This is a genomic window from Campylobacter hominis ATCC BAA-381, assembly GCF_000017585.1.
In the GTDB taxonomy this organism is placed as follows: domain Bacteria; phylum Campylobacterota; class Campylobacteria; order Campylobacterales; family Campylobacteraceae; genus Campylobacter_B; species Campylobacter_B hominis.
In genome coordinates, this window is sequence record NC_009714.1 from 92,452 (window position 1) to 117,182 (window position 24,731).

22 protein-coding genes are annotated in these 24,731 nt (G+C 34.3%); 9 read left to right on the plus strand and 13 right to left on the minus strand.

The genetic code is table 11. From position 1 onward, the window contains the following. Window positions 1–42 precede the first annotated feature (42 nt). Window positions 43–870, minus strand: coding sequence for a peptidyl-prolyl cis-trans isomerase (locus tag CHAB381_RS00555; protein WP_011991570.1), 828 nt, complete (start codon window positions 868–870; stop codon window positions 43–45). An 84-nt stretch (window positions 871–954) separates the two neighbouring features. Between CHAB381_RS00555 and gltX the strand changes: the two genes are divergently transcribed. From gltX to CHAB381_RS08935, 5 genes are all read left to right on the plus strand, one after another. Next, window positions 955–2,343, plus strand: coding sequence for a glutamate--tRNA ligase (gene gltX, locus CHAB381_RS00560; RefSeq protein ID WP_011991571.1), 1,389 nt, complete (start codon window positions 955–957; stop codon window positions 2,341–2,343). Further along, window positions 2,340–3,587: a malic enzyme-like NAD(P)-binding protein gene (locus CHAB381_RS00565; RefSeq protein WP_011991572.1), complete on the plus strand. Its 1,248-nt coding sequence runs from the start codon at window positions 2,340–2,342 to the stop codon at window positions 3,585–3,587. The genes gltX and CHAB381_RS00565 overlap by 4 nt, the downstream gene beginning before the upstream one ends. Then, entirely contained in the window at window positions 3,584–5,014 is a 1,431-nt protein-coding gene (locus CHAB381_RS00570; RefSeq protein WP_011991573.1) for a nicotinate phosphoribosyltransferase, read from the plus strand. Before CHAB381_RS00565 ends, CHAB381_RS00570 begins: the two co-directional genes overlap by 4 nt. A gap of 287 nt (window positions 5,015–5,301) precedes the next feature. Continuing rightward, window positions 5,302–6,402 (plus strand): chorismate synthase, encoded by a 1,101-nt coding sequence (gene aroC / locus CHAB381_RS00575; RefSeq protein ID WP_011991574.1) that lies wholly within the window; start codon window positions 5,302–5,304, stop codon window positions 6,400–6,402. 64 nt (window positions 6,403–6,466) lie between these two features. Next, entirely contained in the window at window positions 6,467–6,874 is a 408-nt protein-coding gene (locus CHAB381_RS08935; RefSeq protein WP_011991575.1) for a type II secretion system protein, read from the plus strand. Window positions 6,875–6,908: 34 nt separating this feature from the next. On the opposite strand, the gene CHAB381_RS00585 is transcribed toward CHAB381_RS08935, so the two are convergent. Both CHAB381_RS00585 and CHAB381_RS00590 read right to left on the minus strand, forming a co-directional pair. After that, the gene (locus CHAB381_RS00585; protein ID WP_011991576.1) at window positions 6,909–7,343 is read right to left on the minus strand and encodes a molybdopterin synthase catalytic subunit; all 435 of its coding nucleotides are present in this window, start codon (window positions 7,341–7,343) and stop codon (window positions 6,909–6,911) included. 1 nt (window position 7,344) lies between these two features. Further along, a complete protein-coding gene (locus tag CHAB381_RS00590; RefSeq protein ID WP_011991577.1) occupies window positions 7,345–7,566 on the minus strand; it encodes a MoaD/ThiS family protein in 222 nt (73 codons plus the stop codon). Window positions 7,567–7,638: 72 nt separating this feature from the next. On the opposite strand from CHAB381_RS00590, the gene nspC reads away from it, so the two are divergent. Further along, on the plus strand, window positions 7,639–8,865 hold the full coding sequence (gene nspC / locus CHAB381_RS00595; protein ID WP_011991578.1) for a carboxynorspermidine decarboxylase: 1,227 nt from the start codon (window positions 7,639–7,641) through the stop codon (window positions 8,863–8,865). A 564-nt stretch (window positions 8,866–9,429) separates the two neighbouring features. On the opposite strand, the gene tsaD is transcribed toward nspC, so the two are convergent. Genes tsaD through CHAB381_RS00620 form a run of 4 tightly spaced genes read right to left on the minus strand, consistent with a single transcriptional unit; the run spans window position 9,430 to window position 13,614 of the window. After that, window positions 9,430–10,428: a tRNA (adenosine(37)-N6)-threonylcarbamoyltransferase complex transferase subunit TsaD gene (gene tsaD, locus CHAB381_RS00605; RefSeq protein ID WP_011991580.1), complete on the minus strand. Its 999-nt coding sequence runs from the start codon at window positions 10,426–10,428 to the stop codon at window positions 9,430–9,432. Next, window positions 10,425–11,504 (minus strand): 1-deoxy-D-xylulose-5-phosphate reductoisomerase, encoded by a 1,080-nt coding sequence (gene dxr / locus CHAB381_RS00610; RefSeq protein WP_011991581.1) that lies wholly within the window; start codon window positions 11,502–11,504, stop codon window positions 10,425–10,427. Before dxr ends, tsaD begins: the two co-directional genes overlap by 4 nt. Further along, a complete protein-coding gene (locus CHAB381_RS00615) occupies window positions 11,498–12,259 on the minus strand; it encodes a phosphatidate cytidylyltransferase (protein WP_011991582.1) in 762 nt (253 codons plus the stop codon). Before CHAB381_RS00615 ends, dxr begins: the two co-directional genes overlap by 7 nt. Before the next feature lie 41 nt (window positions 12,260–12,300). Then, a complete protein-coding gene (locus CHAB381_RS00620; RefSeq protein ID WP_011991583.1) occupies window positions 12,301–13,614 on the minus strand; it encodes an NFACT RNA binding domain-containing protein in 1,314 nt (437 codons plus the stop codon). Window positions 13,615–13,671: 57 nt separating this feature from the next. Between CHAB381_RS00620 and leuC the strand changes: the two genes are divergently transcribed. The 3 genes from leuC to CHAB381_RS00635 are packed head-to-tail and all read left to right on the plus strand — an operon-like array spanning window position 13,672 to window position 16,453. Continuing rightward, window positions 13,672–14,931: a 3-isopropylmalate dehydratase large subunit gene (leuC, locus tag CHAB381_RS00625; protein WP_011991584.1), complete on the plus strand. Its 1,260-nt coding sequence runs from the start codon at window positions 13,672–13,674 to the stop codon at window positions 14,929–14,931. Between the two features lie 2 nt (window positions 14,932–14,933). Further along, a complete protein-coding gene (locus CHAB381_RS00630) occupies window positions 14,934–15,488 on the plus strand; it encodes a molybdenum cofactor guanylyltransferase (protein ID WP_011991585.1) in 555 nt (184 codons plus the stop codon). Further along, window positions 15,485–16,453 (plus strand): phospholipase A, encoded by a 969-nt coding sequence (locus CHAB381_RS00635; protein WP_011991586.1) that lies wholly within the window; start codon window positions 15,485–15,487, stop codon window positions 16,451–16,453. Before CHAB381_RS00630 ends, CHAB381_RS00635 begins: the two co-directional genes overlap by 4 nt. A gap of 919 nt (window positions 16,454–17,372) precedes the next feature. Here the strand turns inward: CHAB381_RS00635 and CHAB381_RS00645 are convergent. The 6 genes from CHAB381_RS00645 to CHAB381_RS00670 form a co-directional block, all read right to left on the minus strand. Then, a complete protein-coding gene (locus CHAB381_RS00645) occupies window positions 17,373–19,046 on the minus strand; it encodes an ammonia-forming cytochrome c nitrite reductase subunit c552 (protein ID WP_011991589.1) in 1,674 nt (557 codons plus the stop codon). A 17-nt stretch (window positions 19,047–19,063) separates the two neighbouring features. Continuing rightward, window positions 19,064–19,606, minus strand: a complete 543-nt coding sequence (gene nrfH / locus CHAB381_RS00650) for a cytochrome c nitrite reductase small subunit (RefSeq protein ID WP_011991590.1) — start codon at window positions 19,604–19,606, stop codon at window positions 19,064–19,066. A 129-nt stretch (window positions 19,607–19,735) separates the two neighbouring features. Then, window positions 19,736–20,824, minus strand: a complete 1,089-nt coding sequence (gene ribD, locus CHAB381_RS00655; protein ID WP_011991591.1) for a bifunctional diaminohydroxyphosphoribosylaminopyrimidine deaminase/5-amino-6-(5-phosphoribosylamino)uracil reductase RibD — start codon at window positions 20,822–20,824, stop codon at window positions 19,736–19,738. An 83-nt stretch (window positions 20,825–20,907) separates the two neighbouring features. Next, window positions 20,908–21,474 carry an elongation factor P gene (gene efp, locus CHAB381_RS00660; protein WP_011991592.1) on the minus strand — a complete coding sequence of 189 codons (567 nt, stop codon included), beginning with the start codon at window positions 21,472–21,474 and terminating at the stop codon, window positions 20,908–20,910. 49 nt (window positions 21,475–21,523) lie between these two features. After that, complete coding sequence (gene recJ, locus CHAB381_RS00665; protein ID WP_011991593.1) at window positions 21,524–23,098, minus strand: single-stranded-DNA-specific exonuclease RecJ; 1,575 nt, start codon at window positions 23,096–23,098, stop codon at window positions 21,524–21,526. Then, on the minus strand, window positions 23,088–24,713 hold the full coding sequence (locus tag CHAB381_RS00670) for a CTP synthase (protein ID WP_011991594.1): 1,626 nt from the start codon (window positions 24,711–24,713) through the stop codon (window positions 23,088–23,090). The genes recJ and CHAB381_RS00670 overlap by 11 nt, the downstream gene beginning before the upstream one ends. Window positions 24,714–24,731: the final 18 nt, after the last annotated feature.

Genomic DNA, 24,731 nt, shown 5'->3' on the forward strand with positions numbered 1-24,731 from the left:
TAAGTCTGTAAATTTAGGATAACTTAAACGTTATCCTAAATTTTAGTGTTTAATTATTTTAATTATTGCATTTGAGCGGAGTTTTTGATTGAAATTTTCGATTGCCTTTTTACGCTCGCTTATCGTATAAGCTTCTATTGCTTTTTGTTGCGCTTCTTCAAAACTTATTTTATTAACGCCGTTTTTAGAATTCACCTTAAACATTTCATAACCCAGTTTTGTTGGAATTATCGGTGAAAAGCCATCAGGCCCTACATTTGATACGACATATCTAAGACTTTCATTCATTTGACTGTTTTTTAACACACCGCTAATTTTTTGTACCCCGTCTGCATTTTTACCGGCTTTTATAGCCGATAGGGCATTTGCATTTTTTGATATATAACGTATTAAATTTACGCTGTCATATGTTGTAAAAAGAGACGGATTTTCGTTGTAAAATTTTTCTACATTTTCAGGAGTAACGCTTTTTGCGACTTCTTTAAAAATTGCCGCGTAAAGTTTTTCTTCTTGTAAAGAATTTCTTACGTTTTCTTTAAATTCGCTCCATGTTCCGCCTTGTTTTTTTATTGAAGCCTGCATTGTATCTACTGAAATTTTATTTTGTGCGGCTATTGCTTTTATACGCTCATTTGTTTCGTAGTCGCTTGTGATAATTCCAAGTCTTTTAATTTCAGCTACTTGAAGTTTATTTTTTATCAGTACTTCTAAGGCATCATTCGGATTTAGTCCGCGCGTTTTTATCATTTTGTTTAATTCGTAATGTGTGATAGGCTCATTTTCCACTACCGCTACAACGCCGTTTATGACATCGGCATTGGCAAGGCAAAAACCAAAAATTAATGATAGAAAAACAAACTTTTTTTTCATTTCCAACCTTTATTTAAGCTCTTTGATAATATAATACCAAAATTGAAATTATAGCTTTTTTTAGTAAATTTAAAGGAATTTTATATGATTTGTACCAGATTTGCACCGAGTCCGACAGGATATTTACATATCGGAGGACTTAGGACGGCACTTTTTAATTATCTTTATGCACGCGCTAACGGCGGAAAATTTGTACTTCGCATTGAAGATACTGATTTAAAACGCAATTCGGTTGAAGCTGCAAACGCTATTGTGGAGGCTTTTAAGTGGTGCGGGCTTGATTATGACGGCGAAATCGTTTATCAAAGCAGCCGTTTTGATTTATACAAAAAATATATTCAAAAGCTGCTTGATGAAAATAAAGCTTATAAATGTTATATGAGTAAAGCCGAACTGGATACTCTAAGAGCCGAGCAGGAAGCGCGTAAAGAACGTCCTAAATATGACGGTAGATATAGAGATTTTAATGGCATTCCGCCAAAAGGAATTGATCCTGTTATTCGTATAAAAGCACCACTTTCCGGCACAATTGAGTTTGACGACGGTATAAAAGGCAGTATGAAATTTAACGCTAATGATATTTTGGATGATTTTATAATCGCAAGAAGCGACGGAACACCGACTTATAATTTTACCGTTGTCATCGATGACGCGCTTATGGGAATTACAGATGTTATTCGCGGTGATGATCACCTTTCAAATACTCCAAAACAAATTGTTTTATACAATGCTTTGGGATTTAAAATACCTAAATTTTACCATGTTGCGATGATAAACGGAAGCGACGGGCGGAAACTCTCAAAAAGACACGGCGCAACGGATGTTATGGAATATAAACGTATGGGATATTTGCCGGAAGCGCTTTTGAATTTTTTAGTACGACTTGGCTGGAGCCACGGCGATGATGAAATTTTCAGCCTTGATGATATGAAAAAATACTTTGATCCTAACCATATCAGCAAAAGCTCAAGCACTTTCAATCAAAGCAAACTTGAGTGGCTAAATGCTTATTACATAAAAAACTCATCAAATAAAAGGCTAATAAAAGAGCTTAAGAATTTTAATATCAACATTGAAAATCACCCTAAAAAAGAGCTTTTAATAGATTCTTTTAAAGAGCGCGCCAAAACGTTGGCGGATATGGCGAAAGGGATAGATTCGCTTTTGTCACGTCCAAAAACTTACGAGCAAAAAGCCTTTAATAAATTTATAAATGAAAACTCAAAAAACTTGCTTCAAAAATTCAGCGAAATTTTAGACGCGCAAAATTTAAAAGCAAAGGAAATTGAAGAAAAAACCATGCAATTTTTGGAAAAAGAGGGAGAAAAACTTAAAAATTTAGCCCAACCTTTAAGGGTTGCGATTACTGGCACAAGCGTAAGCCCTTCTATTTTTGAGGTAATTGAAATTTTAGGTGTAAATGAGATAAAATTAAGAATAGAAAATTTAATAAAAAACAAGGAAAGTTTATGATAAACAAAGAAAAAGCACTTGAATATCACATAGGAGGCAAAACTGCCATACAAATCACAAAGCCTTGCGAAAGTGTGGAAGAACTTTCATTGGCTTACAGTCCTGGTGTTGCCGAACCTTGCAAAGAGATTCATAAAAACAGCGAACTTGCTTATAAATACACAAATAAATCAAATTTGGTAGCTGTTATCAGTAATGGAACCGCCGTTTTAGGACTTGGTAATATCGGAGCGCAAGCCGGCAAACCTGTTATGGAAGGTAAAGCGGTATTATTTAAAAAATTTGGGAAAATAGATGCTTTTGATATAGAAATAGATGAAACGGATCCTGATAAATTTATAGAAATCTGCAAAGCGATTGCGCCGACATTCGGCGGTATAAACCTTGAAGATATAAAAGCGCCGGAGTGTTTTTATATAGAAAAAAGATTGAAAGCTGAGACCAAAATTCCGGTTATGCATGACGATCAGCATGGAACGGCTATCATAACATCAGCCGGACTTTTAAATGCCGTTAAAATAAGCGGCAAAAAAATAGAAGATGTCAAGATAGTAGTAAGCGGAAGCGGGGCTGCAGGAATTGCTTGCGCAAGAATGTATAAGACTCTTGGTGCGAAAAATGTAATTATGGTTGATTCTAAAGGCGTAATTTATGAAGGAAGAGAAAATTTAAGCCCTGAAAAAATGGAATTTGCAATAAAAACGGACGCAAGAACCTTAAGCGATGCGATGAAAAATGCCGATATGTTTTTAGGACTTAGCAAAGCAGGTATCGTAAGCAAAGATATGGTAAAAAGTATGGCAAAAAATCCTATAGTTTTTGCTCTTGCAAATCCGGATCCTGAAATCAGCCCAAAAGATGTAAAAGATACAAGAGACGACGCTATTATAGGAACAGGAAGAAGTGACTATCCAAACCAAATCAACAATATTTTAGGATTTCCTTATATTTTCAGGGGCGCGCTTGATGTAAAATCTACAAATATAACTGAAAATATGAAAATGGCTGCGGCAAAAGCCTTAGCAGAGCTTGCAAGAGAGCCTGTCAGTGATAAAGTTAAAAAGATTGTCGGTAATGACAAATTAGAATTCGGTATAAATTATGTGATACCAAATCCTTTTGATGAAAGAGTTTTTTCAAGGGTTGCATTAGCTGTAGCAAAAGCAGCGATTGAGGATGGAGTTGCTTTGATTAAAGACTTTGATCTAAAAAAATACAAAGAGAGATTAGAGGCGGAAAAATGAGCGAAGCGCTGCTTACCGATTTTTATCAACTTACAATGATGCAAGGTTATTTTTTTGAAAAAAAAGATGATGTTGCGGTTTTTGATATGTTTTATCGTAAAAATCCATCAAATGGTGGATATGCGATATTTTGCGGTGTCAATGAAGTAGTTGATTATATTAAAAATTTAAGATTTAGCGATGATGATATTAAGTATTTAAAAAGTTTAGGGACTTTTAAAGACGAATTTTTAAATTATTTAAAAACTTTTAAGTTTAACGGCGAAATTTATGCCGTTGAAGAAGGAAATATAGTTTTTCCGCACGAACCGTTATTACGCGTAAAAGCAAATATTATGGAAGCCCAACTGATTGAGACCGCAATTTTAAACATTTTAAATTTTCAGACGCTAATCGCAACAAAAAGCTCACGTATTTGCAAAGCCGCAAACAACGATTTGGTTATGGAATTCGGACTTAGAAGAGCTCAAGACAGGAGCGCCGGAATTTATGGCGCTAAAGCGGCTGTCATAGGCGGTTGCGGCGGAACGGCAAATGTTTTGGCGGCAAAAATGTTTGACATAAAACCGCTTGGAACACACTCTCACTCGTGGATTCAAAGTTTTGACAATGAAATAGATGCGTTTAGAGCTTATGCTAAAATGTATCCGAATACCGCACTTTTGCTCGTCGATACATATGATACGCTAAAAAGCGGCATTCCAAACGCCATTAAAGTTTTTAAAGAACTTCGCGCAAACGGACACGAACCGCTTGGAATTCGTATTGATTCGGGCGATTTGGAATACTTGACGAAAATAGCGCGTAAAATGCTTGACGAAGCCGGTTTTAAAAATGCAAAAATTACAGCTTCAAGCGATTTGGACGAATATTCTATCGAACAACTTAAACTTTTCGGTGCTAAGATAGATTCTTGGGGAGTCGGCACCAGACTTATCACATCACATGACAGTCCAAGTTTAGGTGGTGTTTATAAACTTTCAGGCATCGAACGAAACGGAAATTTTGAACCGAAAATTAAAATTTCAAATGATCCGCGCAAGATAAATAACCCTGGATACAAACAAGTTTATAGACTTTATGATAAGGATAATGGCAAAGCGGTTGCAGATTTGATTACGCTTGCCGATGAAAAAATAGATGAAAGCAAATCGCTTGAAATCTTCCATCCGCTTTATACGTATCGCCGAAAGAAAGTTGAAAATTTTACGGCTGAACCTTTACTGAAACCACTTTTTATAGACGGCAAATTTGTAGGAAACAAACGAAGCGTAATGGAAATCGCAAAATATAGCAAAGAGCAAAAGGCGCTTATTTGGGATGAATATCTAAGAAACATCAATCCGCAAGTTTATAAGGTCGATATGTCAAACAAACTTTGGAATTTGCGCGAAAAATTAATCAATTCACATAAAAATTTTAATTAAAATTCCACTAATCCATCTAAAAATAGGACGTTAAATTTTTAATGTCCTATAAAATTTTTTAATTTTGTACCATATTTTATAATCAAAAAAATTACTTTATAACAGATATTCGGCTTTTTATTTAAATAAACCGGATTTAAAATTGATTGTGTTTATACGATTTTCGGTTTAAAAAATGTGGAAAAATATTATATAATACTTTAAAAAAAGATTGTTAGAAAATTTAAATATAATTGTTTGTTACAAAAATATAATTAAATTTTACAAAAAATTTCAAAGGACGAAGTATGAATACTTTTGGTCGAAAGCTTAGGCTTACTACTTTTGGAGAAAGCCACGGCAATGCAATCGGCGGCGTGATTGACGGATTTCCGTCAGGCGTTAAAATAGATGAAAAATTTATTCAAGCCGAACTTGATAAAAGAAAACCGGGTGGAAAATTTGCTACCGCCAGAAAAGAAAATGATAAAGTGCAAATTTTTAGTGGAATTTTTGAAGGCGTAAGCATCGGTACGCCGATCGGCTTTATAATTTTTAATGAAAATCAAAAAAGTAAAGATTATGAAAATATAAAAAATCTTTTTCGTCCAGGACATGCTGATTTCGGATATTTTAAGAAATTCGTAATTAGAGATTACAGGGGTGGTGGAAGAAGTAGCGCTCGCGAAACCGCCGTTCGCGTGGCAGCGGGCGCTTTTGCACAGATTTTGCTTAATGAGTTTGATATTTGTGTGCAAAGTGGAATTTTCAGCATAGGTTCTATAAATAAAGGCGGTGAAATTTCAAATGCAAAAAATTTAAAAATGGATTTTGATTATGCGCAAACCAGTGAAATTTTCTCGCTTTTTAAAGAGTTTGAAAATGAAATGAAAAATGAAATTTTAAATGCTAAAAATGCCCACGACAGCGTAGGCGGAAATGTAGTAACACGCGTAAAAAATGTGCCTGCAGGGCTTGGAGAAGTTCTTTATGATAAAATTGATGCGAAAATTGCTTATGCACTAATGGGAATAAATGGCGTAAAAGCCGTAGAAATCGGAGCCGGCGTAAAAGCAAGCGAGATGATTGGAAGTGAAAATAACGATGAAATTTTGCCGTTTGGAAAATTTAAAACAAATCATAGTGGCGGAATTTTGGGCGGCATTACAAATGGCGATGAAATTATTGTAAAAAGCCATTTTAAACCGACACCGTCTATTTTTTTAGCGCAAAATACTATAGATGAAAGTGGAGCTGTCAAAACGCTCAGTTTAAAAGGCAGGCACGATCCTTGTATCGCTGTAAGGGGAAGTGTGGTGGCAACCGCGATGATGAGACTTATTGTAGCCGATATGATGCTTTTAAATCTCGGTTCAACTTTAACATCACTTAAAAAATTTTATCTTTAACCAAAATTTAGCTATAATCTGAACACTATTTTTTGCAAAGGCAAAGATAGTGAAAGGAGATATAATGAAAGCTTTTACAATGATTGAATTGATCTTTGTGATTGTTATTTTGGGAATTTTGGCTGCTGTTGCTATTCCTAGACTGGCTGCTACCAGAGATGATGCTGAAATCGTAGCAAAATCTCAAACGATAGTTAACGGTATGAGTGAGATAGCAAGTTTTTACATTTCACAAGGTAATTTTGTAAAAGGTCCTAAAGGAGATACCGATATATCACCGATGAGTAATATCGAAAATCCTGTTATGCTTCGCGGAAATGCCTGTGCTACTTTTAAAGTTACCGACAACAACGAAACAAAACTTATAAAAAGTACCGACGGGCTTTGTGCAAACGTTTGGAGTACGGGATCTTTGGCTGCTATAAAAGATACGCCGTTTTCTGATGCTATTATCATTATAGATAACAAGTAAATCCGTTTTTTAGGCACTTTTTTTGTGCCTAAAATTATTTTAATATTCCTGCACCATTTATTGCGCTGGATCTATCTTTCGCATAAATTCTTTTACCGTCTATCACATCGTATTTCCAAATCGGCGCGTTTGCTTTAAAATCTTCAACAAAATCATTTATCAGAGTAAGTGCTGTTTTTCGTTTCGGACTTATTATAGCGCATACAAATGAACTTTCATGCACGCTTACATCGCCTCTTGAATGAGCAAATTTTATAAAAGCGTCAATTTTTGCGGCTTTTTCCTGCCAATTATCAAGCCAATTTTTAAGAAGCGGTTCATAGATGTCAAAACTAAGTGCACTTATATTATTTTCAGCTCGCACGATACCTACAAAATTTATAAAAGCGCCGCAGTTGCGATTTTTTAACTCATTATACCAACGAGTTAAAATTTCATTCACATTTAGTTTTCCTTCGTAAATTTCCATATCAACCTCCACAAACAGGCGGTAAAATAGCTATTTTGTCTCCATTTTCAAGTTTGAAATTTTTAGAAAAAACTATTTTGTCATTTACAGCTATGGCTGAGGTTTCAAGCCAAGGCTTTACGTTTTCATCTTTTTGTAAAATTTCTCTTAACTGTGATAAATTTGATATTTCAAGTTCAATCGGTTCTTTATTTATAGGACCTAAAAATTCTACTTTTACCATTATTCTTTCCTCAAATTTTTTGGTATTTTAACAAAATTTTATATAATAACCAAAAAAATTTTAAGGAAAAAAATGAATATAAATGAAATAAAAACACCTGCTTATGTTTGTGAAAAAGATGCGCTTTTACGAAATTTAGAGCTTTTGAAAAGTGTTGGCGAAGAAAGTGGTGCAAAAGTTTTATGTGCGCTAAAAGGTTTCGCTTTCAGTCTTGCTATGCCTTATATCGGGGAATTTTTACGGGGAGCAACGTGCAGCGGGCTTTTTGAAGCGAAATATGCAAACGATTTGATAAAAGGCGGTTTATCTGAAAATATGCAAAAAATGGGCAATAAAAATTATAAAAATATAGAAATCCACACTTACAGCCCGGCTTTTAAAGATGATGATATGGATGAAATTTTGCAAATTTCAAATCATGTAGTTTTTAACTCTTTTTCTCAGTGGAAGAAATTTCGTCAAAAAGCTATTATAAGTGGCGTAAAATGCGGTCTTCGTGTAAATCCGCAAACATCTTTTTCGCCTGTTGAAAATTACAATCCTTGCGGAAAATTCAGTCGTCTTGGAATTACGATTGAAAATTTTAAAAATGCTTTAAATGTTGAGAATTCTTTGCTTGATGGTATTTCAGGACTTCATTTGCACGCGCTTTGCGAGGAAAGCAGCGAACATCTGCAAACTGTTGTGCGTGAGTTTGAAATGCAGTTCGGCGAGTTTATACCGCGTATGAAATGGATAAATTTTGGCGGCGGACACCATATCACAAAAAAAGGTTACAATGTAGAGCTTTTGGTTAAAATTTTAAAAGATTTCAGTCAAAAATGGGGCGTGGAAGTTTATATAGAACCTGGAGAAGCAGTTGGTTGGCAGTGCGGATATTTGGTTGCAAGTGTGCTTGATATAGTGGAAAATGGCGTAAAAATCGCGATTTTGGACACTTCAGCCGAAGCGCATATGCCGGATACCGTTCTTATGCCGTATCGTCCGGCTGTGCGCGACGAAATTTCGTCTTGTGATAAAAAACTTAAAAACGGCGAAATTTTTTCATATCGTTTTGGTGGAAATACCTGTCTTGCTGGCGACATAATAGGACTTGAAAGTGGCGAGCCGCTTTATTGTTTTGAAAAACCTTTAAAAATCGGTGATCGCATTATTTTTGAAGATCAGATACACTATACAATTGTAAAAAATACGACATTTAACGGTATAAAATTACCGGATTTGTATCTCATAGATAAAAACGGCGAAATTTTAGACAGCAAAATTTTTGGTTATGATGAATACAAAAGGCGAAATTAGTGCAGTTTGGCCTTAAATTTTTAATCTTAAATGTAAATTTATGCGCGTTTTTAAAATATTTTATTTTAAAATTCAAGACTTTTTTACTCTCCTAATTTTATACGTATTTTTAAATATCCAATTAGCGCGCATTAAGACACTAAATTTATTTTTTATGCAAGTTTATGATTTTAAATTTATAACTTGTATGACGGCGCATTTCGGTTATTTTTACTTTGTCGACACGGCAAATTTTATAATTTTAATATTTTTGATTTCATATTTTAAAAACGGTAAAATCTTTTGCAAGAAAAAAACGGCTTTTATATTGCCTCTTTTTAAAGCGGATATGAAAAACTGCGAAATTAGACATCATATAAAAATCGCTTATGATAAATTTTGATATAAAGTTTTATTTTTTTAAAACACGCTGTAAAAAAGCAAAATATTTTTTTGCGCCGAAGTATAAAATTTTTTATGACATTTAATTCGCAAATTTTATAAAAACTGATTGTGCAAAATATTTTCGTATCAAAAAATCAGTAAAAAGATAAATGAAGTTAAAAAAATAAGTGCGTAAAAAGTTTAAATTTTAAAATTTTCGTAATTTAAATGCGGAACTATATCTAAATTTTTATAGTTTATAAACTCTTTTTTATTATACTTATAAACTCCTGCGCGTGCTATCATAGCGGCATTATCCGAGCAAAATTTAAGCGGCGCCAGATGCAAGGTCGAGCCGTATTTGTTTGCCAAATTTTCAAGCTTTGTTCTAAGAGCCGAATTGGCACTTGCACCGCCGACGACCGCAAAATTTTGCCATTTTTTCATTTCGTAAATTTTGCTTAATTTATCCATTATATGAGCAATAGCCGTTTTTTGGAAACTTGCAGCTATATTTTCCTGAACGCTTTGTGAAATTTCACCTGCTTTTTCGATTTCCATTCTAACTTGATTTTTTAATCCGGAAAAGCTGTATTCAAGGCGTTTGTCATGTAAAAGCGGAATGGTAAAATTTAGATTTCCATCGCAGTTTTTCGCTAAATTTTCTATAAGCGCACCGCCAGGATAATCAAGTCCAAGCATTTTTGCGACTTTATCAAAGCTTTCGCCGAAACTGTCGTCGCCGGTTTTAGCTAATACAGATATTTTGCCGTTTGCGCTAATATCTAAAACCAAAGTATGCCCTCCGCTGACTAGCAGAACACCAAGCGGAAAAATTTCTTTTTTATCTAAAAAAACTGAAAAAATATGTCCTACAAGATGATTTACGGCAATTAGCGGTTTATTCAGTGATATTGATAGAGCTTTCGCCATGCTTACGCCGCCTATTAGACTTACACTAAGTCCAGGCTCGTTTGTGACGGCAATTGCTGAAATTTCGCTAAAATATGGCTTTATTTTTTCTATCATTTCAGGAAGTGCTTTGGTGTGAAGTCTTGCGGCAAGTTCAGGTACAACTCCGCCAAATTTAGCATGTTTTATCTCTTGTGAAATTTTACTGAAATAGTTAAGTTTTAAACTGTTTTCGTCCATCAAAGCGATTGAGCTGTCATCACAACTGCTTTCTATTCCTAAAATCATAATCTAAGCTCGCTTCTTGCGAAATTTCGCACAATTTTATCTATTTTTATAAGATCTTCCGCATTTTCCGGCGTCAAATCGTTAAATTTTTCTACGGCTTTAAAAATTGTAGATGAAATATCTAAAAATCCGCACTTTCCTTGCAAAAACGCAAAAACTGCAATTTCGTTTGCCGCATTTATTATAACGCCCAAATCAGGATTTGACAAAACTTCATCTTTAAGTTCGAAAATAGGATATTTTTTAATATCTATCTTTTCAAATTTCAAATTTAAACTTAACAAATCGACAGGTTTTAAAATTTCGCTTTTTAAATTAGGCAAAATCGCATGAGCGATTGCCAGTTTCATATCCGTGCGGCTTAAATGAGCGGCTGTCGAGCCGTCAATAAATTCTATCAAAGCATGTACGCTTGAGCTTGGTTCAATTAAAGCGTCCAGATTTTTGCAGCCGTAAAGCCAAAAAGCTTCCAGCATTTCAAAAAGTTTGTTTGCCATTGTAGCGCTATCGATTGTGATTTTTGCGCCCATATTCCAGTTCGGATGTTTTAGAGCGTCAGCGGCTTTTTTTGAGCTTAAATCTTTAATCGGCGTTTTATAAAACGCGCCTCCGCTTGCTGTAATTATCATTTTAGCGGGTTTTGCGCTATTTTCAAGTAAAAATTTAAGACCGAAATGTTCGCTGTCTATTGCACGAATTTTAGAAGTATCCAAAAATTTTCCGCCCACTACCAAACTTTCTTTATTTGAAAGGCATAAAATTTTGCCTGAATTTTGAATTTTCAGACTCGGGATAAGTCCTGCAAAGCCGACTAATGCATTTATTACGGTTTTACTTTCGCAGCGATTCAGCATTTCGCAAATGCCGTTTTCGCCGCTAAAAATTTTATTGTGTGCTACTTTTGATTTTAATTTTTCATCTTTTATGTAGACAAATTTCGGATGAAATTCCGCAATTTGCGCGTTTAATTTTTTTACATTTTCAGCGCACGCTAAAGCTTCTACTTCAATGTTAAATTTTCGTGCTATTTCAAGGGAGTTTGTGCCTATACTTCCGGTGGATCCTAAAACTACCATGCATAGACCAAAAGCATCGCTATGGCGCCAAAAAGATAACCGTCTATTCTATCTAAAATTCCGCCATGCCCAGGTAAAATTTCGCCGCTATCTTTTACGTTTGCAAGACGTTTTAAGTAGCTTTCAAAAAGATCACCGAAAACCCCGAATACGCTCACAACAAGTGTTGTATAAACAATTTCTTTAAAATCCGCATTTGTAAAAATTTTAGCGTATAAAAAGCTGATTATAACCGCGAAAATAAATCCGCCGATAACGCCTTCAAGTGTTTTATTAGGCGAACTTGGGCTAAAATGAATTTTGCCTATGGCTTTTCCTACGAAATAAGCTCCGGAATCAGAGCAGATTACGATTAGAATCATCCATACAAACATCGCAATTCCAAGATCGCTATAAAGTGAAAACATAATAAAAATCGGTACAACCGGATATATAAAAGGCAAAATGATTTTTAAGTTTGAAATTTTAAAATAAGCTTGAATTGAAGCTACAAAAATTAACATAAAAAATGAGAGTTTCACGGCTGCTGAAAACGGCGCTTCAAGTGTAACAAACGGCAATGCCACAAAAAATGCGATTGCAATTAAAACAAAATATTTACTTTCATCGCTGACACCGAAAAGTTTTGCGCTTTCAGAATAAGCGACCGCAAGTATTACGACAAAAAGTACGAAGTTCAGGGCATAAATGTCAAGCCACGCAAGAACCGTAAAGGCTACAAATAGTACTAAGCCTGTTAAAATTTTCTCTCTCATAAAAAACTCCTAAGCCGATAATTATATAAAATTTTCGCTTATTATGGCTTTAAAATTTTTATTGTTTTAAAGTTATTGTAATTTACAAACGCACTTTCAACTACACGTACAAAGCCTCTTTTTGTGTAATCCACATTGAAATTTCCAGGTGTATTTACGCTGAAATTTACGCAAATTTTTGCTGCCATTTCTATGATTTCCGGCGTTAAGTTTTGTTTTGCAGTTTTTACAATGACGTGGGCCCCCGGTATATCTTTTATATGGAACCAGAAATCGTTTTTAGCCGAGTTTTTAAGTAGCCATTCGTTGCCGATTTTGTTTTTACCGACACTTATTTTAAATTCTCCTATATAAAAGTTTTGCACGTTTTGGTTGTTTTTTTCTTTTTTTTGTGCGGTTATTTCGTGTTTTGGAAGTAAAATTTCAAGCTCCTGTCCGTTTTTTGCGTTTAAAATCAATGTTTTTAAGTTTTGCCAAAATTTTAGCTGTTCGTCTAAATTTTGCCTTTGGATATATAAATTCGCTGCTTTTTGGCGAAGTTTTTTAGAAGTCGTGAAAAAATCGTTTGCCGAAATTTTCGGCGGTTTTTCAAAAGAAAACTCAATTTTTTTGTCATTCTTATAAATTGAAATTTTTCTATCAAAATCTTTTAATTTGTAAAGATTTTCAATTAAAATTTCACCTTTAAGTTTAAAATCCGCGGCATTTTTTAAAAGCTCCTCCTCCTTTGGAAGTTCGCATAAATTTTGCGAAAAATTTTCTATTTTTTTATCTACCGATAAAATTTTGGCGGTGCGTAAATTTTCAAATTGCAAATTTTTTATATTATTAAACTCATTTTTAAAAAAAATATCAAAATTTTCTATTTTTTCTACCGTTTTTTCTCGAATTTCTATACCTGGTAAAAATTTCAGTTTCACACCGACTTTTATATTTCTGAACTCATTTTCAAAATGCCTTAAAGCTTCCAAAATAATGTTATTTTCATCTGTTATTATTACATTTGTAAATCGCCCCGTAAATTCAAAATAAATATGTGAAATAATTTTTTTATAGCTTCCGTTTAAAGTGGCGCAAATATGAAGTATGCGATTGTTTTTTGGAACTTCAACGGCTGAAATTTTAGCCGAAACAAAACGTTTTTCCAAAATCAGATCAAACGGGGCTTTGTAAATTTTATTCGGCGTGAAATTCTCGTTTTTATGTATATTTGAGTGAGTTTTTCCAAGATCGAAAAACAGCTCATAATCATCAAAAACTATGTAAAAAAGATTATCTCCGACTCGTTTTATGTTTGAAATTTTATGGAATTTTTGTAAAAATTCCGCTATTTGCAATAAATTTTGATATTTCATAATGAGATTTTAGCGAAATTTTGCTAAAATCATACAAAATTTTAATAAGGAATAAAAATGAAACAGACGATTACGGAAAAAATTTTTAGCGACCATGTTGGCGCGCAGGTTTACGCAGGAGAGATTGTAGAAAGTAAAATCGATATGGTGATAGGAAACGATATCACTACGCCGATTTCAATTCGCCAATTTGAAAAATCCGGCGCAGCGCATTTGGCTAATCCTGACGGCTTTGCAATCGTAATGGACCATTATATTCCGACTAAAGATATTGCAAGTGCAAATCAGGCTAAAATTTCACGCGAATTTGCATATAAGCATAATTTGAAAAATTTTTTCGATGAAAAGGATATTGGAATTGAGCACGCTCTTATACCTGAAAAAGGGCTTGTGGTATCAGGCGATGTAATAATAGGAGCAGATTCTCATACTTGCACGCACGGCGCTTTAGGGGCATTCAGCACAGGTATGGGAAGCACCGATATAGCATATGCGATGATAACCGGTAAAAATTGGTTTAAAGTACCGAAATCAATAAAAGTCGTGTTAAAAGGACGATTAGGCGAACATATTTACGGAAAAGATCTTATTTTAAAACTAATTTCAATGATTGGTGTTGATGGTGCGCTTTATAAGGCGCTTGAATTTTGCGGAGATATTCAGAATATCGATATGGACAGCCGTTTTTCAATGTGCAATATGGCGATTGAAGCCGGCGCGAAAAGTGGAATAATCGCAGCCGATGAGATAACAAAACAATTTTTTAAAGATAAAAATTTAAGAGCCGAACCGAAATATTTTTATAGCGATGAGGACGCTTTTTATGAGCGCACGGTTGAAATTGATATGAGCGCGCTTGAGCCTATGGTTGCGTATCCGTTTTTACCAAGTAATGGAAAAACAATAACTCAGGCTGTTGCCGATGAATTAAAAATAGACCAGGCATTTATCGGAAGCTGTACAAATGGGCGTTTGAGTGATTTAAGAATTGCTGCTGAAATTTTAAAAGGCAAAAAAGTTGCGAAAAAAACCCGTCTGATAATAACTCCTGCGACGCAAAAAATATATAAAGCTGCCGAACACGAGGGATTAATCGATATTTTTATAGATGCGGGAGCTGTCGTATCAAATCCTACTTGTGGGGCTTGTCTTGGCGGATATATGGGAATTCTAGGAGCAAATGAACGTTGTGTCAGCACTACAAATAGAAATTTTGTAGGTAGAATGGGAGATAGAACCAGCGAAGTTTATCTTGCAAACTCGGCTGTAGTCGCAGCTTCGGCAATTACAGGCAAAATAACAGATCCTAGAAGATAGTTTTGAAACTTCCGGTTTGCGTGATTTTAAGTGGCGGGAAAAGTTCTCGTTTCGGTTACGATAAAACTCTTGTAAAATTTAATGAATGTGATACTTTAACGGAGTTTTGCGTGAAGCGATACGGCGAAATTTTTGAAAAAATATTTGTAAGCGCAAAAAATGATAAATTCGGTGGAAAATTTAGGCTTTTACTTGATAAAAGTTCGGAATTTTCACCGATGAATGCACTTTTCAGTATTTTAGAAAATTTTAAAAACGAAAAAGTTTTTATAGTGCCTGCCGATATGCCGCTTGTGGAATTTTCTACAATCTACTCGCTTTATGAAAATAGCGCAAATGAAAAAATTTGCGTTGCAAAAGAAAGCAAGCGAACACATTTTTTATGCGGATTTTTCAGTAGTGAAATTGCCGATTTAGCATATTCGCTTGCTAAAAAAAATGAGCATAAAATTGAAAATTTATGCAAAAAAGCAGGATTTAAAAGCGTGGAATTTCAAAATAGCGGGCAATTTTTAAACATAAATTATCAATCCGATTTGTTGAAGGTCAAAATATGAGAAAAATTTTTATCTTGGCTATTTTTTGCGCCGGAATTTTTGCTTTCGATGAAACTGAAATTTATCAAAAAGCGCAAGATTATGAAAATAAAGGTGATTATGAAAATGCGATGAAATTGTATAAGCAAATCGCACAAAATAGATTTCAAAAACCGAAAAATGTCGAAATTTCTACGCAAATTTCCAATGATAGTAAAATTTCAGTCGATAAAGCTTTGCCTCAAAATTCATACAAAATTCTAAGCAAAGACGATGTGGAGCACAAAAGCGAATCAAAATATGCACAAGATGATAAATTATTTGATATAAGCGTTTACGAACCTTTTTATTTTTTGGGAAGCTATGATTTCAGCGATAAAGATGGGCGTAAAAACGGCGAAGTTAAGTTCGGTTTCGGTTTGGAAATGCCGATTGTTTATGATTTATTCGGGCTTAATGAAAAAATCGCATTTGCTTACACGCAAAGGGCGTGGTGGCAAGTCGATCTTGATAGTGCGCCGTTTCGTGAGACAAATTATCAACCTGAAATTTTTATACAAATTCCTTTTGAAAATAGTATAAAATACGTGCAATTAGGCGCTTTGCACGAATCAAACGGAAAAGATGGAGAACTTAGCCGTAGTTGGAATAAATTATATGCTCAAGCCGCATTTAAAATGTCAAATTTTACATTTACGCCGAGAGTTTGGCGGGCATTTTTAACGGATGACAACAACGATATAAGCGATTATATGGGCTATGGCGAGTTTAATTTCAACTATGAAATTGGTGAACACGAACTTCATGCAAAATGGCGAAATAATTTAAAATTTGATGAAAATCGCGGCGCAATCGAGCTTGGATGGTTTTTTCCGCTTTATGGAAATTTCAAAGGATACGTGCAGTACTTTTCAGGATATGGCGAAAGCTTAGTCGATTATTCAAAAAGTGTAGATAAAATAAGTTTTGGTTTTGCATATAAATAGTAAATTTCATCTATTGTCAAATATGTAAATTTAAACTTATAAATTTATTTTATCCGCGATTTAATGAATTTTTATAAACTGTCTTAAATTTAATTTTTCGAAAATTATCAATTTGTGATTCTATTTGTTTGTAAAAACTTATAAATTTTAGTGATGCTAAAATAAAAAATATCAAAGTTTATTGTATTAAAAACATGAAATTTATCAACTTGAACTATTCTTTTAAATTGAATAAAATCCGTTGCTCTTTATTCAACTATAAAATTTTGTATAAAATGGGAAAATATTTAAAAAAAAGATTTTCTAATTTTAACGAGAATTTTTATATTTGACTGATTTTAAAAAAATTGATACGTTTTTTAGCCTATTATTTCGAATTTTTATTATAGTGCAACGAATGTGATTAAAATGTCCGGCAAGTTTTTTAAAGTTTTTTAACATAATTTTTTTATCCACACAAATTGATTTTTCCTGATATTTCCAAACGAATAAATAAAAGAGCGTTTTTTTGAAACTGCCTGTTAATATTGTCATCTTCTCTTTCAATTGCACTCAACATTAAAAACGCGCGCAAAACAATTTAGAAAATTCAAGCTTTTTGTGATTTTTATATTTATATAACTTCACTTTTGTTTGTGTTATAAAATGAAAAGGTTATCATGTGATAATTTAATGTCGGATGGATTAGTGACGGATTTTTTAAGAATTGTGATATTGTTAAATGGTAATATTTGCATTAAATAACGTTTTAATTTGGAATATATTTATAAAATTTACAAAAGTCTCGGTGCTGATATAAAAGAAATTTTTGAATAATAGAATTTTATTTTTAATTTTTAGTTGTTTTTTAAAAAGAGCATGATTGAGTTGAAATTCCCGTCAAATGACGGGAATTTCGTTTTTAAAAAGATGAGGTTTTTTAAAATTTCAGATTTTTAATATCTTCATCAAGTTTTAAAAGTTCATCGCTCGGCTTGCTTGCTACCGGATATTTGTGTTCTGTAATAACTTCAGGAGCTTCAGGAATTTCGGCAGTTTCGCTGATTTGCATTTTTATTCCGTATTTTGACATTACATTTACGAGCGCTATTTGACCAAGGCGTGAGTTTTCTTTGCATTGACCTGTAATTCTCATAGCTTCTTGCGGCGCGTGAAATCCGTAGCTGTTTTCACTAAATGCAAAATCCCATCGTAAATGCGCTTTTCTATGGAATTTTAATGGTTCAGCCAAAACTTCACTGATTTTTGCTTTTTGTTCGTCTGCAGAAAGTGCTGCAAACTCATCTAATTTTGCAAGTTCGCCTCTTGCATAAGATATGTCTTTTATCAAAGAAAGCAGAGCGTTTTCGCAACCTCTAAGTTCATAAGCGTGGCGGTTTTGTATAAAACTTACGCGGTTTTTCAATTCGTTTTCATTTTGCATATGGCAAGTTTTGCAGCTTGCAGTTATATCCGCCAGTGGAGTTTGAATTGTGTGATTTGTGATTTTTATACTTCCTTCTCTTTTATAAGGCATATGGCAATCAACACAACTTACGCCGCTTCTAGCGTGAATTCCGGCACTACTTAGCTCAGCTTCCGAGTGTTGCATTTTTATGATTTGTGCACCGGTATCTTTGTGAATAAAGTCGAATTTAAAGCTTCCGTCGGCTAATTTTTCATCATAATACTCATCAAACATTTCAATTTTGAAAGGTTTATCTTTGCCCCATTTTGCCCAAGGAAATGTCAATGTGTTGTCTTTGCCTTGGAAATAGTATTCTACGTGGCATTGCATACAGACGTAATTTCTCATTTCCGCTCTTGTGCCTTTTATGCCGCTTTTTGCGTCAGCTTCGTATCCGCGCTCCACCATCGCATTTACAAAAGCCGGTCTTGTTACTCGTAAGCTCATATCATCAGGATTATGGCAATCTGCGCAGCTACTTCCTAAATGTGAGCCTTTATACGCATCATCGCCGTGTTTTTCTTTTATTAGTTTCATTACATCAAAATAAGGTATTGAATTCATTTTTGTCCATGCCGCTTTTTTTGCTGCGCCGTTTTCTTTATCTACGTCAAAAAATCCCATCGGTTTATTTGCCGCTTCCACAGGATTTTCGCTAAGTTTGTAGTCTTTATCAACCATTAAAGCGGTCAAGTGTCCGGTATGACAATTTACACAGGCTCCCGGTTGTCCTTTAAATTTAGGAAGCCCATGTGCGTTTAAATACTCTTTATTGTTTCTCATTGTTTCGATTTGATCTATTTGTGAATAAAAATGAAGTCTAGGTCTTGAATAATCAACCGCAAATGCGTAGCCGTTCCACAATTTCGTAGCTGCAGGCCAACGAATCAATTTGCTGTATGGCAAACTTCCTGCAAAATTTGTTTGGAAAGTGATATCTTTCATCGCAGCAAGTCCGTTGTATTGCGAAGGGAAATTTTTACCCCATTCCTGTATATCAGGATTTGTATCGCTAACTTTATTTAACATCAGCGGATAAGATTTTTCTTCAATTTTTTTGTTGCTGATATCCGCAAAAAGCGCAAATATACCTGCACCTAAAACTACAGCTATTAAAAAGCTGACTAGATATATAAATTTTTTCATCTATTAACTCCTTGATTTTAATAATTATGTGCGTGGCCTGCTTGCTTATGGCAGCTAACGCAACTTAATTCTTCATTTTTGGCAGGTAATTTTAATCTGCCGTCATTTCCTACTGTAGCGACATTTGCACCGCAAATTGAATTTGCCGATACGTCTTTGTGGCAAGAGATACAGTTTTGTTGTACAATCTGTTTGCTCTCTTGTGTCGCTGAAAATGCAACAGGATTATCTTTGAAAGTAAAAGCATATCCGTGATGAAGTCCGCTTTTTGCTTTCATTATCCATTTTGAAAAAAACTCATGCGGAACGTGACATTGATTACAGGTAGCCGCATTTTGGTGTCCGCCTCTTTGCCAGCTTTCATATACCTGATTCATCACGTGACAGTTTTTGCAAGCAGCGGGATCGTCGCTGAAATATGAAAAACCTTCGGCATAGACAAAAGTATAAAGTCCATGACCTATAATCACGCCAAAACTGATGATTATAATAAATAAAGCTATGGAAAAAGAGCGTTTTTTGGTCTTTTGCTCTGTTTGCGAGCCGTTTTTATTTTCCAAAAAAACCTCCTAAATTTTAAAATTTTTAATTTTCTGATAAAATTTTGGATTTATCTCAAAAAAATGTCACATTTTATCAAAACACAGATAATTTTTTGTTGATTTAGGTCAAAATTGATTTAATTTTTATTAAAATTTGGAAATTTCATACCAGCCGTAATTTTCATCATTATTTTGCGAGCTGAAAATTTGGTTAAATTTCATATCGATTTTTAAATTTTGTGCGTTTTTAAACTTATTTGAGTGAAAAAATAAAAAATAATCAATCTGTCTGCAAATTTTGCCGTTCTGTTTTATTTCGCGCAGAAAATTTTCACCACCTTCAATCATTATAAGTCCATTTTTAAGCTTTTCGTATATGTTTTCACCGATTTCAACGTTTCTATTCGGCACGCTGAAAAGCGGTATTGTTTTATCAAAATTTTGCAAGTGAGAAAAAATAAAAATATTCGGATTTTTTGTGCTGCTTATTAGACGGGTATCAAGTTTCGGGCGATCCGTCCTGACAGTGTTTCCACCTATTATCAGTAAATCACTTATTGCCCTAAGTTTGTGAGAGAAAATACGGCTTTTTTCATTTGAAATAATTCCGCCGCAGGCTACGCCGTTTGCAGAAAGTGCCAGTTTAAAAAATACGAATTTACCGTTTTTTTGCCACTTTTTAAAAGGTGAAATTAAAATTTCGGCTTCATTTTTGCAAACACCTAATTTTACATTTACGCCATTTTTATTCAAAATATAAGCCCCGCCGGATGCGATTTTGTTTTCGTCTTTTGCGCCTATTACACAATCTTTAAATTTTAAAGCGCTTATCAGATTTGCGCAAGGCGGAGTTTTTCCTAAATGAGAACAAGGCTCCAATGTAACAAAAATTTTACCGCCTTTTAATTTGTCGGCGTGATTTTTAATGATGAAATCATATATGAAATTTGCGTTAAATTCTGTGGCTAAATTTTTTGTATCTTTAAAATTTGAGTTAAAATTTTTATTATAAGAGTTTAAAAATTTTAAAGTGAAATTTCGGTCCGAATTTTCAAGCGCTCTAAAAACAGCTAAAACTTCAGCATGAGCAAAACCGGCTTTTTCATGCGCTTCAATGCTTAAAATTTTTCCGGCATTATCAAGTACAACTGCGCCTACTGCCGGATTAGGATATGTTAAAAGTTGATTTTTCCACGCTTTTTGTAAAGCTAGATTCATATAAAATTCATCTTGCATTTCAGTAAATTCGGTAATTGCGAGAAATTAAATTATTGCGAAGCAATCAATTAAAATTAAATTTTCAGATTACTTCGCCGAGTTTATTTATTTGCTTTTTCTATGTATTCACCACGAACTGTATCTACGCGTATAACTTCACCTTCAAGTATATGAAATGGAATTTGCACAACGGCGCCTGTTTCAAGAGTAGCCGGTTTTTTGTTGCTTCCTTGTGTATCGCCGCGAAAATCAGGAGCAGTTTCTATGATTTTGAGTTCTACTACTTGCGGAATTTCAATTCCAATCGCTCTTCCGTTGTGGAAAAGCACATTAACCATCGTTCCATCAAGCATCCATTTTTTATTATCGCCTACTTCTTCATCACTGATTGCGATTTGTTCATAAGTTTCGGTATCCATAAATTGACAGAATTCGCCGTCATCATAAAGATATTGCATCTCTTTTTCTTCTAAATTAGGCGTTTCGCATTTATCGCCTGCGTGGAAAGTTTTTTCCAAGACTTTACCGTCTATAAAAGATTTTATTTTTACGCGCACAAAAGCGGGACCTTTACCCGGTTTTACGTGTTGGTATTCAACGATTTTATATGGAATGCCATCTATTTCGATTTTTAGACCTTTTTTAAGATCTCCCATTGAGTAAGACATTGTTTCTCCTTAAAAAATAAAGAGCTGATTATATCAAAAAAAACTTTAATCACAAAATTTCTTTTATAATCAGTTCGGGTGAAATTTCTCCGCGAAACGAATTTTTGCCGATTGATGCGATAAATGAAAAACTATCTCCAACTTGTGGTAAAAAGTTGAAATTAAAAAACAGTCCTTCTCTTATTGCGTTATTTTTTTCGATTGCGATTTTAGCGTGATTTTTCTCTTTTCCGATGATTTTTATGTTTTTTACAATTGCATTTTCCAATTTAAAAAGCGGACGCGGATTTTTTTGTCCGTATGGTTCGTAAAATTCCAAAATTTTAAGCATTTCGTTATCAAGTTCGCTTAAATTGAGCTCGCCCAAAATTTCATCGGAAAATGTAAAATTTCCATGATTTACATTGAAGCAGGCATTGTTTATTTTCCTTTTAAACTCACTTAAATTTTGTGGATTTATCACAAGTCCTGCCGCGCCTTTATGCCCGCCAAAACCTTCCAAAAGTTCTTTTTGTGAAGCTATAAGTTCTAAAATATCGAACTTTCCTATGCTTCTGGCGCTTCCTTTTGCACGATTTGCGTCCTTATCGATACTAAACACAATTGCCGGTTTTTTATAATTTTTTGTAAGTCTGCTGGCAACTATTCCTATTACGCCTTCATGCCAATTTTCGCCCCAAGTTACTAATATATGGTCGTTTTCATCCACATTTTGCAAGCTTTGTTTATAAAGGATGTGTTCTTCTTCTTTGCGCGATCTGTTTATTTTTGTAATTTGATCAAGATAGTAATTCGCTTCTTTTATATTTTTCGAGCACAAAAATTTATAAGACAAACTTGCATCGTCCATTCTGCCTGTAGAGTTTATAAGTGGAGCTATTGTGTAACTTATGTCGTCAAACTCAAATTTTTTCTTAAAATAATGCTCTCTTATGGCTTTAAAGCAGGCGCGCTTCGAGTTGTTAAGCTTTTTTATGCCGAATTTTAAAAGTGCGCGATTTAAATCTCGAAGTTCCATCATATCAGCAATTATAGCAATTATTAAAAGATCCAGGAGCTCTGACATATCATAATTTACATTGCAAATTTCTTTTAAAGCACCGATTAAATACCACGCTACCTGTGCCCCGCAAATTTCTACATTCGGAAATGTGCAGTCATTTTGTTTGGGATTTATTATCGCATAAGCTTTTGGAAGAGTCGGCGGCGGCATATGGTGATCCGTGATTATAAGATCTATTCTTTTTTTGTAGCAGATTTCAGCTGCATCGTTTGCCGAAATTCCATTATCCACCGTGATAATAAGATTTATTCCGTCAAGCTCATTAAGCATTTGCGGATTAAGACCGTATCCATCAGTAAAGCGATTCGGAATTTTAACTATGAAATTTGCACCGAGCTCGCTTAAAAAATCATTCATAATTACGCTGCTTACGACGCCGTCCACATCATAATCGCCGATAATCGCTATTTTTTCATTATTGTTTATAGCTTCTTTTATGCGATTTGCGGCTTTATAAGTGTCTTTAAGATCGCTTGGAAGTGGAATTTGCGAAATTTTAGTATGCTTGTCATTTTTAAAGCGAGCCGATAAAATTTCTTTTAACTCTTTTTTACCTACCATTTTTTATAGATGCCTCTATAAAGTTTAAAATTACAGGATTTGGTGAAATCAATCTGCTTGTAAATTCAGGATGAAACTGAACTCCTACAAAAAACGGATGGTTTTTAAGCTCAATAGCTTCAATAAGTCCGTCGCTTTCACCGCTTACTATTAAACCGTTTTTTTCCAGAATTTCGCGATATTTCGGATTTGCTTCATAGCGGTGACGGTGACGTTCTCTTGTTTTTTTTGTGTCGTAAATTTTGCTTAACAATGTATTAGGTTTGATATTGCAATCATATCCGCCAAGTCGCATAGTTCCTCCTAACGGGCTTTTGTATGTTCTAATCTGTTTTTTACCGTTCGCGTCTATAAAACTGTCTATTAAATAAATCAAAGGTTCTTTTGTATTCGGGTCAAATTCCATTGAATTTGCATCTTTTATATTTAGGATGTTTCGCGCAAATTCTATAATCGCAAGCTGCATTCCAAGGCAAATTCCAAGAAACGGAATTTTATTTATTCTTGCATAATTTATTGCAGTCATTTTGCCATCAATTCCACGTTCGCCAAAGCCGCCGGGGACCAGTACGCCACTTACGTCTTTTAAAATTTTATCGACATTTTCCGAGTTTAATTTTTCGCTGTCAACCCAGTTGATTTTTACTTTTGTATCAAGCGTAGCGCCTGCATGAATTAGCCCTTCAGTTAGACTTTTATAACTTTCTTTAAGATCAAGATATTTTCCTACAAATGCGATTGTAACTTCACTGTTCGGAGCAATTACGCGTTTTACCAAACTATCCCATTTGCTCATATTAGGATTTAGTTTTTTAAGAGCTAAATTTTCAGCTATCGGCTCTAAAATATTTTGATTTAAAAAAGTTAGCGGAATTTGATAAATGCTTGCGCTATCCGGACTTTCTATGACACAGTTTTTATCTACGCCGCAACTTATTGCGATTTTATTTTTTAAATCCCTGTTTAGCGGAATTTCGCTTCTGCAAATTATCATATCGGGCGTAATTCCTATTCTTCTTAGTTCGCCTACGCTATGTTGGGTCGGTTTTGTCTTTAATTCACCAGCTACTTTTATATAAGGTACTAATGTAAGATGTATATTCATCGCATTTTTTTTGCCAAGTTCTACTCTCATTGCCCTAATCGCCTCTAAAAACGGTAAACCTTCAATATCTCCTACTGTTCCGCCGATTTCTACGATTAGTATCTCTTGACCTTCGCCAGCTTTTTTTATGCGTCTTACTATTTCTCCTACAATGTGAGGAATAACTTGAATTGTTTTTCCAAGATAATCTCCTCTGCGCTCTTTTTCGATAACAGTACTATAAACCCTACCTGTTGTGAAGTTGTTTTTTTGACTTAAATTTTCATCCAAAAAACGCTCATAATGCCCCAAATCAAGATCCGTTTCAGCTCCATCATCAGTCACAAAAACTTCGCCGTGTTCAAGCGGACTCATGGTTCCAGGATCCACATTTATATAAGGATCCGCTTTTAAAATGCTTACTTTCAACCCAGAGTTTTTAAGAAGCGTAGCGATTGAAGCGGAAGCTATACCTTTTCCAAGCGAGCTTAAAACGCCGCCGGTTATAAAAATATATTTAGTTTCAGACATAATTATTCCTATAAATTT

What these genes read in the sequence shown, in the direction of transcription:
- leuC (WP_011991584.1), top strand. Translation starts at nt 13,672, where the DNA reads ATGAAACAGACGATTACGGAAAAAATTTTTAGCGACCATGTTGGCGCG.
- CHAB381_RS08935 (WP_011991575.1), top strand. Translation starts at nt 6,467, where the DNA reads ATGAAAGCTTTTACAATGATTGAATTGATCTTTGTGATTGTTATTTTG.
- CHAB381_RS00620 (WP_011991583.1), bottom strand. Translation starts at nt 13,614, where the DNA reads ATGAAATATCAAAATTTATTGCAAATAGCGGAATTTTTACAAAAATTC.
- tsaD (WP_011991580.1), bottom strand. Translation starts at nt 10,428, where the DNA reads ATGATTTTAGGAATAGAAAGCAGTTGTGATGACAGCTCAATCGCTTTG.
- CHAB381_RS00615 (WP_011991582.1), bottom strand. Translation starts at nt 12,259, where the DNA reads ATGAGAGAGAAAATTTTAACAGGCTTAGTACTATTTGTAGCCTTTACG.
- efp (WP_011991592.1), bottom strand. Translation starts at nt 21,474, where the DNA reads ATGTCTTACTCAATGGGAGATCTTAAAAAAGGTCTAAAAATCGAAATA.
- CHAB381_RS00645 (WP_011991589.1), bottom strand. Translation starts at nt 19,046, where the DNA reads ATGAAAAAATTTATATATCTAGTCAGCTTTTTAATAGCTGTAGTTTTA.
- nspC (WP_011991578.1), top strand. Translation starts at nt 7,639, where the DNA reads ATGAATATAAATGAAATAAAAACACCTGCTTATGTTTGTGAAAAAGAT.
- CHAB381_RS00590 (WP_011991577.1), bottom strand. Translation starts at nt 7,566, where the DNA reads ATGGTAAAAGTAGAATTTTTAGGTCCTATAAATAAAGAACCGATTGAA.
- CHAB381_RS00585 (WP_011991576.1), bottom strand. Translation starts at nt 7,343, where the DNA reads ATGGAAATTTACGAAGGAAAACTAAATGTGAATGAAATTTTAACTCGT.
- aroC (WP_011991574.1), top strand. Translation starts at nt 5,302, where the DNA reads ATGAATACTTTTGGTCGAAAGCTTAGGCTTACTACTTTTGGAGAAAGC.
- CHAB381_RS00635 (WP_011991586.1), top strand. Translation starts at nt 15,485, where the DNA reads ATGAGAAAAATTTTTATCTTGGCTATTTTTTGCGCCGGAATTTTTGCT.
- CHAB381_RS00565 (WP_011991572.1), top strand. Translation starts at nt 2,340, where the DNA reads ATGATAAACAAAGAAAAAGCACTTGAATATCACATAGGAGGCAAAACT.
- gltX (WP_011991571.1), top strand. Translation starts at nt 955, where the DNA reads ATGATTTGTACCAGATTTGCACCGAGTCCGACAGGATATTTACATATC.
- CHAB381_RS00570 (WP_011991573.1), top strand. Translation starts at nt 3,584, where the DNA reads ATGAGCGAAGCGCTGCTTACCGATTTTTATCAACTTACAATGATGCAA.
- CHAB381_RS00670 (WP_011991594.1), bottom strand. Translation starts at nt 24,713, where the DNA reads ATGTCTGAAACTAAATATATTTTTATAACCGGCGGCGTTTTAAGCTCG.
- recJ (WP_011991593.1), bottom strand. Translation starts at nt 23,098, where the DNA reads ATGGTAGGTAAAAAAGAGTTAAAAGAAATTTTATCGGCTCGCTTTAAA.
- CHAB381_RS00555 (WP_011991570.1), bottom strand. Translation starts at nt 870, where the DNA reads ATGAAAAAAAAGTTTGTTTTTCTATCATTAATTTTTGGTTTTTGCCTT.
- dxr (WP_011991581.1), bottom strand. Translation starts at nt 11,504, where the DNA reads ATGGTAGTTTTAGGATCCACCGGAAGTATAGGCACAAACTCCCTTGAA.
- ribD (WP_011991591.1), bottom strand. Translation starts at nt 20,824, where the DNA reads ATGCAAGATGAATTTTATATGAATCTAGCTTTACAAAAAGCGTGGAAA.